Genomic DNA, 16283 nt, shown 5'->3' with positions numbered 1-16283 from the left:
CCAGCCAGCTACTTGACCAAGCGCTTTTCTTTGGACGGCCGATAGCCGAAATACGCGCTATAGCACTTGCTGAAATGGCTCGGTGACACAAAACCGCACGCCACCAGCACATCCACCTGTGACAGCTCGGTGTGCTGCAACAGGCGCCGCGCCTCGGTCACACGCAGTTCCATGTAATAGCGTTGCGGCGTGGTGCCCAGTTGCTCTTTGAACAGGCGCTCGAGCTGGCGCCGCGAACGGCCGGCGTAGACCGCCAACTGGTCCAGCTCCAACGGTTCTTCAAGGTTGGCGTCCATCAGTTTCACCACTTCGCGCAGTGGTGCGCTGACGCTGATGTTTTCCGTGGGCTTGATACGCCGGTAACGCGACTCTTCAAAAGCCAGGATGTCTTCGATACCTTCGACCAAGGCTTTGCCATGCAGGCTTTTGATCCAGTCCAGGGCCATGTGGAACGCGCCCGAAGGGCTGGAGGCCGTGAGGCGATCGCGGTCAATCACGTAGGGTTCGCTCGTCACCTGGGCAGCTTTGGACACTTCCGACAGCGCCGGGCGATGTTCCGGGTGGATGGCGCAGCGGTAACCTTGCAACAACCCGGCGCGGCCGAGGAACCAGGCGCCGTTCCACAGGCCGGCGAGGCTTACGCCCTGTTCGGCGGCGCTGCGCAGCAGCTGGATAAAATCCTCGCCGGCTTTGAGTTCGGTGCGAAAACCGCCGCAGATCACCAGCAAATCCAGGTCGGGCAATGCCGACGCTTCCAGTCGCGCATCCGGGCGGATCACCAGGCCCAGGTCGCTGATGACTTCGCCCTCGTCACAGCCGAAGGTGCGCGTAGCAAACAGGTCTGGGCGCAACAGGTTGGCGGTGATCAGGGTGTCGAGGGTCTGGGTGAATGCCGGCAAGGAGAAGTGTTCGAGCAGCAAAAAACCGACGCGGGTGACCGGCGACGGCTGTTGGAAGTTTTCATTCAGGTAGCGCAGGTTCTTGCCTTTCATGCCACCGCTGAACTGGCGTCTTTCCATCGAGGGTTGGCCCACTTTTATTGTTGATGCAATGGCCGCTATCTTAGGGGCAAATGCGCCGGCTGTCGTGCCGCATTCCCGCGAAGAATAATCGCTATGCTGCGCGCCTCTCTACTGGCAGGCGCCACGATGAAGGATGCTTGTCTGGTGATAGTCAACACGGCCCTCAAGCCTGATCTTTACAAAAGCGCCCGCCTCCCAGGCCAGTAGCCTGGCAGCTGCGGGCCCATCTGATACGGTTTTTTCTTTGCTATCTGCGTCTGTATCGAAACGCCTGCGAAGCGGACAATGGGCGCCATCCCGACACTCCTGTCGACTCCCTTCCCTTCGGAGGCCTTATGACCAAGATGGCACTTTTCCTGTTCGGTTTTCTGGTGCTGACCATCGGCATCGGTTTGCTGGCAACCATCTCGCCGGTGTGAGGTTCAGCGCAACGTCACGCCTTCACGCAAACAGCATCGGGTACAACGACAGCACCAGCAACCCCGCCATAGACCAATTGAATACCCGCAACCAACGCGGCTCGCGCAGCGCATTGCGCAAGCCACTGCCACAACCCACCCACACGCACACACTGGGCAGGTTGACCACGGCGAACACCAGCGCAATCACCAGCACATTGGTCACATAACCCTCGGCCGGTGTGTAGGTGGTGATCGCCCCCAACGCCATGATCCACGCTTTGGGGTTGACCCATTGAAACGCCGCCGCGCCGAGAAAGGTCATGGGTTTGCCACGCTCGTCAGGGTGCTCGGACATGCCGCCAGCGGTGGCGATCTTCCACGCCAGGTAAAGCAAATAGGTCGCGCCCACGTAGCGCAGCACCGTGTAGGCCCACGGGAACAGCTTGAACACTTCACCCAGGCCCAGGCCTACCGAAATCACCAGCAACATAAAGCCAATGCTGATCCCCAGCGCATGGGGCATCGAACGGCGAAAGCCGAAATTCACCCCAGAAGCGAGCAACATGGTGTTGTTCGGGCCGGGGGTGATCGACGACACAAAGGCAAACAGCACAAAGGCGGACAACAGGCTGGTGGACATGAACATGGCGCGGCATCCAGGCGGCGGTGGTATGCCTGCGACAGTAGTGGGTTACGGCCCTGGCCGCCCCGTACAGCTAGGGGCGGATCGAGGCATACACTTTGGCTTTATCGAGCAGTTCGCGACAGTGAACGGCGCTGGCTTGCGTGGCCTCGACCATCGGCAGATGGCCGATGCCGTCAAGAATTTCCAGGCGCGCATGGGGAATGCCGACCTGCCAGGTGTGCGCACTGGCCACCGGCACCATGCGGTCCTGCCGACCCCACAGGATCAGGCTCGGCACCTGTATGTGCGGCAACCAGGGTTCCATGCGCGGGCTGCCGGAGAAGTCGGTAAAAATCTCGCGCAGCTCTTCGCGGCGCTTGATGTAAGCCTGCGCCTCGGCAGCCAGCAGCACTTCGGGAATAAATGGTGGCGCAGCCATGGTCATGGCAAAAAAACGGTCGAACTGCGCGCGGTTATGCATCAGGAACGGGTTATCGCCGCTGTTGACCAAGGCTTCCACTTCATTGGGTTGCGGCAGGTTCACGCCGGCCGCACCGATCAAGCCCAGGGACAGCACACGCTCAGGGTGGTGCGCCGCCAGCCAGCTCGCTACGTAGGCGCCCATAGAGCTGCCGATCACATGAACCTTGTCGATTTTGCACGCATCCAGCAGTGCCACCATTCGCCGTGCCTGGGCGGCAATGCTGTAGTCGCCGCCCGCCACGAAGGTGTTTTGGCCATGGCCGGCGAGGTCCGGGATGATCACCCGGTAGTCGTCGACAAAGTGCCGCGCAAACCCCAGCCATACGCCCTTGTCCGCGCTGAAACCGTGCACCAGCAGCAGCGCCGGCGCATGCGCAGCGCCGCCCTGGTAGGTGGCCAGGGTCATGCTTTTGATCGGCACGCGGATGGCTTTCAAACGCGAGCGCCGCGCTTCAACCCAACCGATCAACTCGAACAACAGATTGCCCACCCGCGGATAGGTCCACCACACCCACAGGGCAATGAGGGCAAGTACGCCGAGGGTCACAAACATCAAGGTTTCTCCGACAGTGGCGAGAGGGTTTGCTTCACTGATCGGTATAGTTGCGCACCTTGCTTGAATCTGCGCTGAACACATCACAACTGCTTATCGGCCGACTACTTATCGGCCAACTACGGCTCCCGGTGAACCCGCCGGGAACCGTTGATAGTGGCTGACAAACCACACGCCTCAGTTTTGTGGCCGCTGCTTGGTCGAGTCCAGCTCAGCCTTTTTGCCCGTGGAGATCTCGGTGATCTGTGCGGACTTGGCGATGGCAAAGTCGAAGGTGTCCTGCATTTTGGCGATGGCGTCGGTCGAGGTGCCATCCAGCCCACCCTTGGCCGCCCAATCGAAGTTCCACACGCCGGAGAGGTTATCGGCCCCCGCCACGTCGTGGGTTTCGATCGCGGTGAACACGTCCGGGTGGCGCTCCATGTACTTGGCAGCGTCGGACACATCCGTGGGCACCTTGCCCGATGCGTTGTTGGCCAGTTGCGTGAGTTCCTGCTTGGTAATCGCCGACTTGCCGGTCTGGCGCATGTAGTCGGCAATCACCTTGCTGGACTTGGCAATGTTCAATTTGTCATCGAACGTGGAAGGCGAAGACTTTGGCGTATTCGACCCGCCAGACGCGGGCGTTACGGTAGTAGACATCGGCGCTGCTCCTTCAATGGAACGAATGAAATCGTCAAGCTGACGATACCCCGACGCGGACGTTAGCATGGGCAAAGGGCCATTCCGCACGCTTCACAACATTTCACAACGCCACGCGGGTTTTGCCGGTGTTTTCGAAGCACTGCGCAATCAAAAATGTGGGAGCGGGCTTGCCGAGAAGTGTCCACCATGTCCCCGTACACCCGTTCACCATGTGTCCGGTCCGTACAGTCATCGAAAAGGATGTAAGGGCCGGAGCAACAGCAACAGCAGAGCCATACTCGGTCGAAGGTGGGAGCGGGCTTGCTCGCGAATGCGGTGTATCAGTGACAGATAAATTGACTGACCCACCGCATTCGCGAGCAAGCCCGCTCCCACATTTAGACCGCGTTGCATCAGGTAGATAGGCTGTTGCCGTTAACCACGATGGCCGAACGCAGGCTTGAATCCGTGGGTAACCCGGCAGGACGCCGGGTTAACGAGGTGATGCCCATGGCTATCGCGCGCAAGCCCGCCTCCACAGAAAAGCAACAGTGCTGCCACTCACTGAATAATTAGCCTTTACGCAAATACGCAAACATATGCGGCACATAATCAGCCTTGCCCAGCGGCACACCGTTATGACGCAGGATGCTGTAGGCCGTCATCAAGTGAAAATAGAACTGCGGCGTGGCCCAATTAACGGCGTATTCATTGCCGGTCAGCTCGAAGGTGATGCCGCCGGGAAGCTCGATGATGATTAAGTGCCCTGCCCGGCCGTCAATCACGTTGCGATCAGCCTCAGCAAGAAAGTTGAGCGTCTGATCGATCAGGCCGACCGCCGAACTCATGGAGCCTGGTGTTTCCAAGGTCGACACTGAAACGCCACTCAGCCGCTCAACCGCCTCCCGCGCCTGGGTGCAGGCGTAACGGACCTGAGTCGCCAAGGCGTGCATATCGGGCGCAAGGCGTGAATCCAGGAGGTTTTGCGGGTCGAAAGCCAATGCCTTTGCATGGGCTTCACCCTTGTCGAGCAAACCTTTGAGCGTGTTAAGCATCTGCGCAAAGCAGGGAATGGTGATGGCGTAAACCGACATAGTACTTCCTTGTTCCAGGTTGAAAGTTCTGGGTTAAAAACGGGATCAAGCCGGGCGTACATCCCGCTGCCTAGCCAGACCTTCCAGCGTAAACCGTGCCTGCATCAGCACCACATCGCGCACCGACTCCATCTCCTTCTGGTTCACCTCGGCCCACTTCAGCGCTTCCAGCAGCTTGGGCTTCTGCACGCGAAACGCCAAGCCCTGGGTGAACAGCGCCATGGAGTGAATCACCGTGCGCTCGTCTTCGAGGGCAAAGCCGGCCACGCGCGCGATCAGTTCGCGAATAACGCGGCCGATGCGTGCCTTGAAGCGGTCTTCAAAGGCGGTGGTCGCACTTTGCGGGCACAGGCCGGCCTGATGGCGATCCATGAATGCGCGCCAGATTGTGGTTTGGGGGCTGTCCTGGATGGTGGAGACCACCGTGCCAAGTATGCCCAGCGAGACATCGATCAAGGCTTTATCGCTCGCCTTGGCATCGGCCAGCGCGGCCTCGGCGGCTTCCACGCACGGCGACATCTTGCGCCACAGCAGCGTGATCAAATGCTCGACACACTCCAGGTACACGCCTTCCTTGCCATCAAAGTAGTACTGGATCGCCGGCGCATTGACCCCGGCGGCCGTGGCGATATCGCGGGTGGATGCGCGGTCATAACCGCGCTCGCCAAACACCTCGACCGCCGCCTCGACAATACGTGCGCGGGTTTCTTCACCGCGCTGGTAACCACCTTCGGCGGCAGGTTTATGTCGTGCCATGTGCAGCTCCTTTCGAATACCTGAACAAAATATACCAGTTGACAAAAATTGGCGAAAAATAGAATTTATTCCAACCGTTATAAAACTCGCACTCTAAAACCGGCTCACACCCATAGGAATGACCCGATGTCCGCAGCAACACCCTCCCCTCAGGTCGTTCCTGAAGATACCGTGAATGGCCAGCGCAGCAAGGCGCGCCGGATTCTGCTGGGCATCGCCGCCCTGGCACTGCTGGGCGGCCTTGGCTGGGCAACCTGGTGGTGGCTGAACGGGCGCTTTATCGAGACCACCGACGATGCCTATCTGCAGGCCGACAGCATCAGTGTGGCGCCCAAGATCAACGGCTATGTGGCCGAGGTGCTGGTCAGCGACAACCAGAACGTCAAGCGTGGTGACGTGCTGGTGCGCCTGGATGCACGCAAATACCAGGCGGTGAGCGACGAAGCCTCGGCGACGATTGCCGCGCGCAATGCCGACTACGCCAAAGCCCAGGCCGACCTGGTGCAGCAAGACTCCACCATCGCCGAAGCCCGCGCCCAACTGCAAGGCGCCCAGGCTGACGCGCAACACGCGCAAACCGAAGTGGCCCGCTATGCGCCGCTGGCCCGCTCCGGCGCCGAGCCAGAAGAACGCCTGGCGCAACTCAACAACCAACTGGCGCAGACGCGCAGCACCGTGGCGGCCAAACAGGCTGCGCTGCGCTCCAGCGAAACCCGCTACGGCACCCTGCAAGCCCAACTCAAGCAGGCCCAGGCGCAACTCGGCGTGGCCAAGGCCAGCGAAGCCCAGAGCCAGTTGGATGTGGATGATGCGGTGATTCGCAGCCCGCTCGATGGTCGGGTCGCCGACCGTGGTGTGCGCGTCGGCCAGTACGTGCAGCCCGGCACACGCTTACTGACGGTGGTGCCGATCAGCGCGATCTACCTGACCGCCAACTACAAGGAAACCCAGATCGGCGAGATGCGCCCCGGCCAGGCCGTGACGGTACACGTGGATGCACTGCCCGGCCGCAACCTGCAGGGCCATATCGACAGCCTGTCGCCCGGTACCGGCGCGCAGTTCGCCTTGCTGCCGCCGTCGAATGCCACCGGCAATTTCACCAAGATCGTGCAGCGAGTGCCGGTGAGGATTGCCCTCGACGTACCCGATGATATTCGCGCCTCGTTGATGCCAGGCCTGTCGGCCACCGTCGACGTCGACACGCGCACCCACGCGGCGGATGCCAACCATGGCTGAGGCGCTGATGGCTGAGGCCGTCGCCGAAAAACCGCGCAACGCCTCGTTGACCGACTGGATCGCCGTCGCAGCCGGGGCATTGGGCGCATTGCTGGCGACGCTGGACGTGTCGATCACCAACTCGGCGCTGCCGCAGATCCAGGGCCAGATCGGCGCGACCGGCACCGAAGGTACGTGGATCGCCACCGGCTACCTGATGTCGGAGATCGTCATGATCCCGCTCGCCGCATGGCTGACGCGGGTATTCGGCCTGCGCCGTTTTCTGATCGGCACAGCGTTGATGTTCACCGCGTTTTCGATGTTCTGCGGCTTGTCGTCGAGCCTCGGCGCGATGATCGCCGGGCGCATCGGCCAGGGCTTTGCCGGCGGCGCCATGATCCCCACCGCGCAGACCATCGTGCGCACGCGCCTGCCGCCGCACCAGTTGGCGATCGGCACCACGATGTTCGGCATGACCGTGATTCTTGGCCCGTTGCTGGGCCCGGTGATCGGCGGCTGGCTCACGGAAAACATCAACTGGCGTTGGTGTTTCTTTCTCAACCTGCCCATCAGTATTGCCCTGATAACCTTGCTGATCACCGGCCTGCCCACCGAGCGCATGAACCTGCAGCGTTTTATCAGTGCCGACTGGCTGGGCATTCTCGGCCTGGCCATGGGTTTGAGTTCGCTGACCGTGGTGCTCGAAGAAGGCCAGCGCGAACACTGGTTTGATTCGCTGCTGATCATCTGGCTGAGCATCGCCACCGTCACCGGGTTCTTCCTGATTGCCGTGGGGCAACTGCGCTCAACTACACCGATCCTGCGCCTGCAACTGGTGCTCAACAAAAGCTTTGGCAGCGTGCTGTTGATCGGTACCGCCGTCGGTGCCGGGATCTATGGCACGGCGTACCTGGTGCCGCAGTTCCTGGGCATTTTGTCGGGTTACAACGCGCAGCAATCGGGCGCGATCATGCTGTTGTCGGGGATCCCGGCGTTTCTGTTGATGCCCATTCTGCCGAGAATGCTGGGCCGCTACGACCTGCGCTGGATGGTCGGCGCCGGGCTGTTGCTGTACTGGGCCAGTTGCTACGTCGACACCACGCTCACCACCGACAGCGTTGGCCACGACTTTATCTGGTCGCAGCTGCTGCGCGGCTTCGGGCAGATCCTGGTGATGATGCCTCTAAGCCAATTATCCATGCGCTCGGTGCAAACCCACGAGGCCGGGGACGCAGCCGGGCTGTACAACATGTCACGCAACCTGGGCGGCACCATCGGCCTGGCCCTGCTCGGCGTGTTGATGGACCGGCGCAGCCACTTTCACGACGACATGCTGCGTGAAGGCATCCAGGCCAACAGCCAATTGGCCCAGGACCATATGTCCAGCAGCACCGCCAGCTACCTGGCGCAAACCGGTGATGCGTCCACCTCACAGCTGCAAGCCTTTGCGCAACTGGCCAATGACATAGCGCAGCAAGCCTCGGTCATGGCCTACAACGACTCGTTTTATCTACTGGGACTGGCGATGCTGGCATGCCTGCCCCTGATCTTCATTCTGAAAAAGCGCACGGTAACCCGATGATCCCTCGCAAGCTTCCTCTTCTGCTCAGCGTTGCGCTGCTGTCCGCCTGCACGGTCGGCCCCGACTACCAGGGCGCACCCAACGTTGCGCCAAAAACCCTGGCGGCCGGGCGCCTGCCGCATGCTGATAACACCTCCGCTGGCGCACCCGCTGTCGCGCAGTGGTGGCGCACGCTGGGCGACGCGCAGCTTAACGATCTGGTGGAAAAAGCCCTGCAAAACAGCCCGGACATCGCCACCGCCCGGGCCCGCTTGAAGCAATCGCGCGCCAGCCTCAGCGGTGCGCAGGCCAACGCGATGCCCAAGGTCAGCGGTGATGCTGCGATGCTCAAACTGCGCTCGCCCGACACCTCCGCTTTAGGTGGCAACAGTGGCGGCGGCCGCGGCCCGCTGAACCTCTACCTCGCCGGCTTCGATGCCAGCTGGGAAGCCGACCTGTTCGGCGGCACCCGCCGTGCCGTCGAAGCCGCGCAAGCCGAAGCCGACGCGTCCCAGGCGCAACTGGCCGATGCCCAGGTGCAACTGGCCGCCGAAATCGTCCAGGCCTACACCGACCTGCGCGACCAGCAAGCGCGCCTGGCACTGGTGGACTCCAGCGTCGACATCGAAAACCAGGCCCTGGACCTTACCCAGCAACGCCGCGAGCGCGGCGTGGCCTCGCAACTGCAACTTGAACAAGTCATCACCCAAGCCGAAAACACCCAGGCCCAGCGCCTGCCACTGCAAGCCGCCATCGTCGAATCCCTCGACCAACTCGGCCTGCTCTGCGGCCTGGAGCCCGGCGAACTGGATGGCCAACTCGCCACCGCCCGCGCCCTGCCCGCCTTACCCAGCGCCGTACCGCTGGCCAACCCGGCAGCGGTGCTGAAGGCGCGCCCGGATATCCGCATGGCCGAGCGCAAACTGGCGTCGAGCAACGCACAGATCGGCGAAAAAACCGCCGACTGGTTCCCCAAACTCAGCCTCACCGGCGACCTCTCCTTCTCAGCCAGCGACCCCGGCCACCTTGCGCGCAAAGACAGCGGCACCTGGCTGATCCTGCCACGCATCACCTGGAACGCCCTCGACTTCGGCCGCGTGGCTGCCAGCGTCAAAGGCGCCGAAGCCGGGCGCGATGAAGCGCTGGCGCAGTACAAAAGCGTGGTGCTAAGTGCATTGCGCGACGCGGATGTGGCCTTGGCACGCTATGGCCATCAGCGCCAAAATGTGGTGCTGCTGCGTAACGTGGAATCTTCGGCAGTACGCGCCGCCGACCTGACACGCCAGCGTTATCGCGCGGGCACGGCGAGCACCCTGGATTGGCTGGATGCCGAGCGCACGCGCTACCAGGCGCAGGAAAGCCGGATTTCCGGGGATGCGGAGTTGCTGAAGGATTTTGCGTCCTTGCACAAGGCGCTTGGGTTAGGCTGGACGCTGTAGGGGTGCTACGCCTATCGGGATGGTAGCCATGGGCCTAAAAAGACACAGCAGGCGAATAAGTAAATGTCCGAACTGATACAGGGCCTCGACGGGCCCAGAACCGCGCAACAAGAACTGTTTTACGACCTTGACGATGCACAGGCAGTTATCGGCTGGTCGGTGGTTGAGCTGACGGCGATGGCCACGAACGGCAGAACAGCCGATGAAGCGGTGGCGCTGATGAAAATGTGCGCACTGTTGGCTGCGCAACAGGCAAAGCTTGGCGTGTACGCCGAAGAGGTGAAGGCACTGCGTATTGTCCGCGCTGAGGCCTAGTGAGCAATAAAAAGGAATTTATGCATGCCGTTTTCATTGGAAGAAAGAACCGCTTTGCTCGCCCTCAAGGGCGTAGGCCCCACCGTGATTGCATGGCTGGAGCAGTTGGGCATTGACTCATTGGAGGTGCTTGGAAAGTCGGACGTGGGCGACATTCTCGCGCAGGCATCGGCGGCAGTCGGGTCGACTTGCTGGAAAAACAGCCCCCAGGCGCGGGCGGCCATTACAGCGGCTGTGGCACTTGCGAGGGCGCGTAAGCCACCCATGCCCACCACTCGCAGCGGAACGATATTATCCGGGGAACACACGGGCTGGACGATAACGATCCAGGATGATACCGCAGGCGAAACCGGAGGCTATTACCTCTACCTGGCCGACGACCAGTTCAACGGTTTCGATGCATGGTTTGAAGCCAGGGAGCCGTTGGAAAGGGAGATTTCTGAACTGGAAGTTCGCTGGGATTAATGTGCTCGAGAGCCGTCAGTCAATGATCACATCCAGACCTTCCGCCTTCAAACGCGCAAGGTTGTCCTTCATCTGCTGCAACCGCTCAGGCGCATGCCCCTGCCACTTCGTCACCTCAGCCACCACCCGCAGTGGCTCCAGCGAGCGATAGGACAGCGTGGGGTTGCCGGGGAATTTCTTATCCGTCACGTTGGGGTCATCCACGATCGGCCCGGTGGGCTCTACCACATAAATCCGCTCTGCGCCCTCGCCCAGCGCCAGCTCCGCGCCCCAGATTGCAGCGTCCAACGTGCCCGCGAAATACACCCAGGACAATGGCTTGCCCGTTGTGAGGTTGGAGGGGTAGCCGACGCGGATGGTGTCGCCTGGCTCCAGGTCAGCCCGGGTGCCGTGGAAGAACTGGCGGGTGAATACGCCAGCAGTAGTGGACATGGGCTGGTGATCCTTGGAGGAAGGGAGTTGGCTTAATAGCATAAAAAATAGACGGATTTATTTCACCGTAAACCGCCCCTCTATGCTTCCACACGCTAACCGGAATCTTCGGTCCTGCTTTTCAATAAACGAGAATTTATTTTCTGCACTCCCCCTGCGCAATCTACCCTCGGACATTTCCCACAACCTAACGAGGTTGAGCCATAGGAAGCAACTTGGCTAGGATCCACCGTCGCAGTAAATCCTGTGCCCGGGTGTCGCAACCTGAAGTAATCTGAGGCGCGGTAGCGCCATAGCTCTGTAGCAGGCGCTTTTTTTATGCCTGCTTACCGCATCTATGGTGGACCGTGTGAGGCGGGCTTTTGCCCGGCTGGTTTCCTCAGAAACTGGTTTGCGACCCTTGCACGGTCCACCACCCACTCGTGTCGCAACGACGGTGGTGGCCTCTTAATTTTCTGAGGGTCAAGAGGATGTTTTCTACAAATCGCAGCTGCCCAGTTATTGAAGTCGAAGTGATAAACCTGAATGTTCACTCAGTGCATTGCACGGTGGGGGATCATTCATGAAAGTAGCAAAGAGGGTGAAGAACTTTCCACCAGTGTTTTCAAAGTAAGGACTGATGTGACTTCAGAAGATGTTTTGGTCAATGCAAGTGAGATTTTGGCTTCGGCTTCGGTTATGGCTAATGAACAAGCGTTCGGATCAACTGGATCGCGGCGGCTTCAAATATTCGGGTTGGCGCAGTTGATTGAGAACGCGCAACTGCTCGTGGATGATGCGCTGGATAAAGTTAGTCCAACAGCCGCTGATCATTGACCGCCTAGCCATTGAATACGGGGAAGACCACCATTTTTAAAATTCAGAAATTGTGGTCTATCCCCGATATTTATGTCCCCGATATTTAAAAAATCGGGGATTCCTCAGGCCCCGCCCCCATTTGGTCTGGGTAAATATCGGGTAAGAAAAACCTCGCCGGAGCGAGGTTTCTAGTGAAAACACTGCAGCTGAATTTATGTATTTCGGGCCTGATTTAGGAACTGTTCTGTTTCTTCCCGGCTCATAGCCACAAGCTTCCCCTCAAAATCTTTGTACTCCATCTCAGTTTTAATTTCGGCGTATTCTAAAGCAGCCTCTGCCTGCAACAAATTTTCTATAAAAATGTCATCATGCGTAACTATGCGCGACACAAAATCCTGTATAGACATGACACTCTCCTTTATAGTAGAAACCCACAACTAAATTATCCGCTCTTATATTTTTTTACACCTGTTAAAAGTAACAGGTGTTTATATCGATTCGGAATTCATTACAGCCCTGAGTCATTTAAATCATTATTAAGCATCAATAATTCAGTATTTAACTATCCGAGCGCGTCTACAAATACCCTCGAGAGAGTGGTCCAAACATCAGAGGCAGAATCCTGAAGGATGTCACTCATGTAGTTGGCCCGAGGCTCAATGCGCGAGCCATGCGTGGGGGTTGCGGAACGGTTCTTAAATCGCAGGCAATAAAAAACCCCGCAGACGTTAATCTACGGGGTTTCTAAGAGTGGAGGCCGAGGTCGGAATCGAACCGGCGTAGGCGGATTTGCAATCCGCTGCATAACCATTTTGCTACTCGGCCTCAAACGATCAACGCCCTGACTACTGACATTCACCGCATAAAAACTTGAGTGGGCTGTATAACCCTGCCTCTACTCTAACTCATTGAATACATTGAAGTTTTAAATGCTTCGTTGCGTTCGATGGGCGCCATTATGTACGTATTTGCTTTTACCTGCAACCCCTTGATTTCAAAAATATTTCGTATAGCCATCAAGGGGTTGCGGGCCTGCCCTACTCCTGGATGCGTTGCTGCTGGTAGTGCGGGTCGGCCTTGATCTGGGCGTCGGTGAAGGGCAGCGCGCGCAGCTTTTTCTCGGAGAAGGCTTGGGTCTGGTCCTTGGCGTGTTTGGATGCGGGGTTGCTGGATTCGGAGAAGGCCAGCACGCCCAGTGCCTGGGGGCCTTTGTCGTCGAAGGTGACGATTTGCAGGTAGCTGGTGCCGCTGACGACTTCGCGTTTGCCGTCGGCGCGGGGCACGGTTTGCATGGCGTTGTAGATGCCCAGTTGTTGCGGGCCGCCGTGCATGGGGGTTTGGCCGCTGACCTGGATGTCACCCCAGCGCGTGGCCTTCAGTGTATTGACCTCGGCGCTGGAGACCAGCATGGCTTCGCGCAGGGCTTTGGCCACCTCGATGCGGTCGATGGCCAGGCCACGGGGTGTGGTCAACGGCTGCGCCGGGTCGAAAGGCACGCGCCAGGCGTCGGGGATTTGTTGCAGGTGTTCGACCAGGTTAATGAAATGCACCAGGCCGATGCCGCTGTCGAGGTTGGCGTGCTGGTCCCAGGCTTTCAGGCTGGTACACAACGATTGCAGCGCGGCGGCGTCGGCGCCGAGGTGTTTGGCGCAATACTCGAGCAGGTCTGGCATGACCTGGCCGGCAAGGTACACCTCGTTGTCCATGACCATGTTTTGCAGGTCGGCCACCCTGATGGGTTGCTTCTCCAGGGATTGCAGGCGCTGCACGGCGAAACGTGCACGTGTGCCGAGGCCGATGTGGTCCTGGCTGATCACCGGGGAGAAGCCGGTCAGTGGCGACTTGGGGTTGGCCAGCCACGCCGAGTCGTTGGAGTGTTGCACGTAGTCGGTGCGTTGCAGTTGCGGCAGTTGGTCGGCAGCGAAGATGCCAGGTTGCGCTGCACGCGGGTCAACATCCCAGGCGCAGGCGCTGTGGGCGCCGTCGAGCATGATCATTTGCAGGCCGGCGCGTGGGTCGCTGCATTGCGCCAGTTTGACGGCGCTGACGTTGGGCACCACCGACAGGTTCATGTAGAGGCTCTGGCCCTGGTCGTCGGCGGCCACGGTATTGACCCACGGTATGCCTTGCAGGGTGTGCACCGAGGTTTGCAGTTCTTTAAGGCTGGTGGCGCGGTTCATCGCGTACCACTGTTGCAGCACGCGGTCGTTACCCAGGTTGGCGTCGCGCAGGCTGAAGGCGTAGTGACTGTCCCAGTCGAGTTTGCCGGGCCATTGCACCACCGGGCCGAACTGCGAGCTGTAAACCGTATGAGTGACCTCTTTGAGGCTGCCATCGGGTTGTTTGACTTGGACCTTCACCGCACGCTGCTCCATGGCGATGGATTTCCCGTCCAGCAGATAACGCGTGGAATCCTTGGGGTCGAGGGTCAGCCGATACAGCGTGAAATGCTTGGACGTGTCCACCGTGTGGGTCCAGGCCACGTGCTGGTTGAAGCCGATATTGATCACCGGCAAGCCCGGCAGGGCTGCGCCCATCACGTCCAGTTGACCGGGAATGGTCAGGTGCATCTCATAAAAACGCATGCCACCGACCCACGGAAAATGCGGGTTGGCCAGCAGCATGCCACGGCCATTAAACGAACGATCACGGCCCACGGCCACGGCGTTGCTGCCACGGTCGAGGCTGAAACGTTGTTGATTGGCTGCGGCCAGTTCAAAGGCTTTGGCGCTTGGTGGCAGGCTGGCGGTGGCTTGAGGCGGCGTAGCGCCGACCAGGGCTTCGGCGAATTGGCCAACACCGCCTTCCACCAGCAGCCTGCGCGTCAGCTTGACCAGGTCATCCACCACTAGCGGGCGCACCCACGTGGCGTGGCACTGGGTCGGTGCGCCCTGCTCTTTCAGATAACGGTTGTAGCCGGCGACATAGCCTTCGATGCGCTGCTGCATCTGCGGGGTCTGCGCCTTCCAGAATGCGGCAACCGCCTGAGGCGTATTCAGCCAGTTGAAAAACACATCACTGGCCAGGTTGTTGCGCTCTTCTAGGGTCGCCTGGTCCGGGCCGAAAAACCGCGCGCGCTCGCCGTTCACCGTGACCACTTCATTGGCCAGCAGGCACAGGTTGTCTTGTGCATACGCGTAACCAATGCCGTAGCCCAGGCCACGCTCATCATTGGCGCGGATGTGCGGCACGCCGAAGGTGGTGCGACGAATATCTGCAGAAGCCTGTGTCACCTGTTCACGCGCTGAAGCGTTCAGGCTCAGCCCCAGTAACAACCCTGCGACGCACGCCTTGGACAACCGGTTGGAAATAATCACGCAAGCTCCACAGTCAAATTGAACACCCTTACAAGGGGCAACGACCCCACCGTAAGAACGCAGGCAGCCGGAAACAATTTAGCCGCAGCGCGTGTTTTTTAAACGGCGGTTGACGTGTGACAAAGTGGATACCGACAAAATTTCTACATCCGGGACTTCATGATTTCGCTCGCTCGTTCGTCTTATTCAATAAGAGCGCCATCATTTTCCTGATCAGGCTCTGATAAGGAGTTTTTGCATGTACAACCCGCAACCGCCCACGGATGGACATTCACCTGCTGCCGACGCCAATTACGGCGGCGCACAAGCGTTCGGCAAAGCGCCGGAGCACGGCAACCAGCGTATCCGCCATTTGCTCAAGTGCTTCGGTTTGCGCACCAGCCTGATCCGGCTGAAGGTCATCGACGCCCTGCTCACCGCCGCCGACAACCAGCGCACATTGGGCGTGCGCGGCGTGCACAGCCATTTGCTCGAGCTGGGCATTCCGTTGTCGTTTCTCAGCGTGCGTGAGGTGCTCAAGCGCCTGTGCAGCGAGGGCGTGATCACCCTCAATGCCGATAAAAGCTACAGCCTCCATGCAGAGGCTGCCAAAGTGCTCGACGGTCGTGCCTGATGCCTTGACCTGGCGCCTTGATAGGCATCAGAAGTGAGGCTTGACCTTGCGACGCATGATGCCGTTGATCACCACTACCACTACGGCAATCGCAATCGCCAGGTACTGGAACGTTTTTTCGCTGATCACGCCGGTGTTTTGCAGATAGGACAGGCCAAACATCGACGCCAGTACTGCCAGGGCGATCAGAATCGAATATTTCAAACGTTGCTTTTGGGTCATGACGGGTTCCTGAAGCTTAAGAATGTATCCACTTTGTATCGCCGAGCATGCCAAGCACATACCCGGTTACGGGGATGGCACCGGTTCGGCAGGGTCATATGTTACAGGCGCTGAGAAATTTTGGCTTGTTCCGCGCCTGATTGAACCTGTCGGTACTCTAGAGGATGTAAAAATGCTCCGTCGAATCACACTGCTGATTCCATTGCTGATCATGTTGACCATGAGCGGCTGCTTCTTTTTCCCTCGCGGCGGCGGTGGCGGCTGGCACGACCATCGCTACGATGGCGGCCCTGGCTACGAGCACCGCTGATACCAGGCGCCTCTCGCTTTCCAGGACGGAAAGCGAGA

General features: G+C 59.5%; 17 protein-coding genes, 1 tRNA gene and 1 pseudogene. 8 read left to right on the top strand and 11 right to left on the bottom strand.

Annotation, left to right across the window (positions count from 1 at the left end; genetic code table 11):
• Nucleotides 1–8: 8 nt before the first annotated feature.
• The 6 genes from FFI16_RS11135 to FFI16_RS11105 all read right to left on the bottom strand — a co-directional run bounded on the left by FFI16_RS11135 (nucleotide 9) and on the right by FFI16_RS11105 (nucleotide 5558).
• Nucleotides 9–992 carry a GlxA family transcriptional regulator gene (locus FFI16_RS11135; protein ID WP_138817824.1) on the bottom strand — a complete coding sequence of 328 codons (984 nt, stop codon included), beginning with the start codon at nucleotides 990–992 and terminating at the stop codon, nucleotides 9–11.
• Between the two features lie 471 nt (nucleotides 993–1463).
• Nucleotides 1464–2069, bottom strand: coding sequence for a LysE family translocator (locus FFI16_RS11130; RefSeq protein WP_138817781.1), 606 nt, complete (start codon nucleotides 2067–2069; stop codon nucleotides 1464–1466).
• 70 nt (nucleotides 2070–2139) lie between these two features.
• A complete protein-coding gene (locus FFI16_RS11125; protein WP_138817780.1) occupies nucleotides 2140–3084 on the bottom strand; it encodes an alpha/beta fold hydrolase in 945 nt (314 codons plus the stop codon).
• Nucleotides 3085–3261: 177 nt separating this feature from the next.
• Nucleotides 3262–3726 carry a hypothetical protein gene (locus FFI16_RS11120; protein WP_017138878.1) on the bottom strand — a complete coding sequence of 155 codons (465 nt, stop codon included), beginning with the start codon at nucleotides 3724–3726 and terminating at the stop codon, nucleotides 3262–3264.
• Between the two features lie 554 nt (nucleotides 3727–4280).
• The gene (locus tag FFI16_RS11110) at nucleotides 4281–4802 is read right to left on the bottom strand and encodes a DUF1993 family protein (RefSeq protein WP_138815324.1); all 522 of its coding nucleotides are present in this window, start codon (nucleotides 4800–4802) and stop codon (nucleotides 4281–4283) included.
• 45 nt (nucleotides 4803–4847) lie between these two features.
• Nucleotides 4848–5558 carry a CerR family C-terminal domain-containing protein gene (locus FFI16_RS11105; RefSeq protein ID WP_138815323.1) on the bottom strand — a complete coding sequence of 237 codons (711 nt, stop codon included), beginning with the start codon at nucleotides 5556–5558 and terminating at the stop codon, nucleotides 4848–4850.
• A gap of 126 nt (nucleotides 5559–5684) precedes the next feature.
• On the opposite strand from FFI16_RS11105, the gene FFI16_RS11100 reads away from it, so the two are divergent.
• The 5 genes and pseudogenes from FFI16_RS11100 to FFI16_RS11080 all read left to right on the top strand — a co-directional run.
• Entirely contained in the window at nucleotides 5685–6794 is a 1110-nt protein-coding gene (locus FFI16_RS11100) for an HlyD family secretion protein (protein WP_138815322.1), read from the top strand.
• Nucleotides 6787–8355 carry a DHA2 family efflux MFS transporter permease subunit gene (locus tag FFI16_RS11095; protein ID WP_138815321.1) on the top strand — a complete coding sequence of 523 codons (1569 nt, stop codon included), beginning with the start codon at nucleotides 6787–6789 and terminating at the stop codon, nucleotides 8353–8355. The genes FFI16_RS11100 and FFI16_RS11095 overlap by 8 nt, the downstream gene beginning before the upstream one ends.
• Entirely contained in the window at nucleotides 8352–9773 is a 1422-nt protein-coding gene (locus tag FFI16_RS11090) for an efflux transporter outer membrane subunit (protein ID WP_138815320.1), read from the top strand. The genes FFI16_RS11095 and FFI16_RS11090 overlap by 4 nt, the downstream gene beginning before the upstream one ends.
• 63 nt (nucleotides 9774–9836) lie before the next feature.
• Nucleotides 9837–10088, top strand: a complete 252-nt coding sequence (locus FFI16_RS11085; RefSeq protein WP_138815319.1) for a hypothetical protein — start codon at nucleotides 9837–9839, stop codon at nucleotides 10086–10088.
• 24 nt (nucleotides 10089–10112) lie between these two features.
• Nucleotides 10113–10337 (top strand): annotated as a pseudogene (locus tag FFI16_RS11080) (helix-hairpin-helix domain-containing protein); the annotation flags it as partial.
• A 231-nt stretch (nucleotides 10338–10568) separates the two neighbouring features.
• On the opposite strand, the gene arr reads toward FFI16_RS11080, so the two are convergent.
• Nucleotides 10569–10985 (bottom strand): NAD(+)--rifampin ADP-ribosyltransferase, encoded by a 417-nt coding sequence (gene arr, locus FFI16_RS11075; RefSeq protein ID WP_138815318.1) that lies wholly within the window; start codon nucleotides 10983–10985, stop codon nucleotides 10569–10571.
• A 525-nt stretch (nucleotides 10986–11510) separates the two neighbouring features.
• On the opposite strand from arr, the gene FFI16_RS11070 reads away from it, so the two are divergent.
• Nucleotides 11511–11801 carry a DUF6124 family protein gene (locus FFI16_RS11070; RefSeq protein WP_256666246.1) on the top strand — a complete coding sequence of 97 codons (291 nt, stop codon included), beginning with the start codon at nucleotides 11511–11513 and terminating at the stop codon, nucleotides 11799–11801.
• A 194-nt stretch (nucleotides 11802–11995) separates the two neighbouring features.
• Here the strand turns inward: FFI16_RS11070 and FFI16_RS11065 are convergent, their stop codons facing one another.
• The 3 genes from FFI16_RS11065 to FFI16_RS11055 form a co-directional block, all read right to left on the bottom strand.
• Nucleotides 11996–12190: a hypothetical protein gene (locus tag FFI16_RS11065; protein ID WP_138815317.1), complete on the bottom strand. Its 195-nt coding sequence runs from the start codon at nucleotides 12188–12190 to the stop codon at nucleotides 11996–11998.
• 344 nt (nucleotides 12191–12534) lie between these two features.
• Nucleotides 12535–12608 (bottom strand) — tRNA-Cys (locus FFI16_RS11060).
• A gap of 212 nt (nucleotides 12609–12820) precedes the next feature.
• Complete coding sequence (locus FFI16_RS11055) at nucleotides 12821–15100, bottom strand: acylase (protein WP_138815316.1); 2280 nt, start codon at nucleotides 15098–15100, stop codon at nucleotides 12821–12823.
• A 238-nt stretch (nucleotides 15101–15338) separates the two neighbouring features.
• On the opposite strand from FFI16_RS11055, the gene FFI16_RS11050 reads away from it, so the two are divergent.
• Nucleotides 15339–15713 (top strand): fe2+ zn2+ uptake regulation protein, encoded by a 375-nt coding sequence (locus tag FFI16_RS11050; RefSeq protein ID WP_138815315.1) that lies wholly within the window; start codon nucleotides 15339–15341, stop codon nucleotides 15711–15713.
• A 27-nt stretch (nucleotides 15714–15740) separates the two neighbouring features.
• Here FFI16_RS11050 and FFI16_RS11045 read toward each other — a convergent pair whose 3' ends face one another.
• Entirely contained in the window at nucleotides 15741–15935 is a 195-nt protein-coding gene (locus tag FFI16_RS11045; protein ID WP_065931559.1) for a hypothetical protein, read from the bottom strand.
• 172 nt (nucleotides 15936–16107) lie between these two features.
• On the opposite strand from FFI16_RS11045, the gene FFI16_RS30465 reads away from it, so the two are divergent.
• On the top strand, nucleotides 16108–16245 hold the full coding sequence (locus FFI16_RS30465) for a hypothetical protein (RefSeq protein ID WP_178112666.1): 138 nt from the start codon (nucleotides 16108–16110) through the stop codon (nucleotides 16243–16245).
• Nucleotides 16246–16283 lie beyond the last annotated feature (38 nt).

It is taken from the genome of Pseudomonas sp. KBS0710 (assembly GCF_005938045.2).
GTDB lineage: Bacteria > Pseudomonadota > Gammaproteobacteria > Pseudomonadales > Pseudomonadaceae > Aquipseudomonas.
This window is presented reverse-complemented; position numbering and strand designations above follow the sequence as displayed.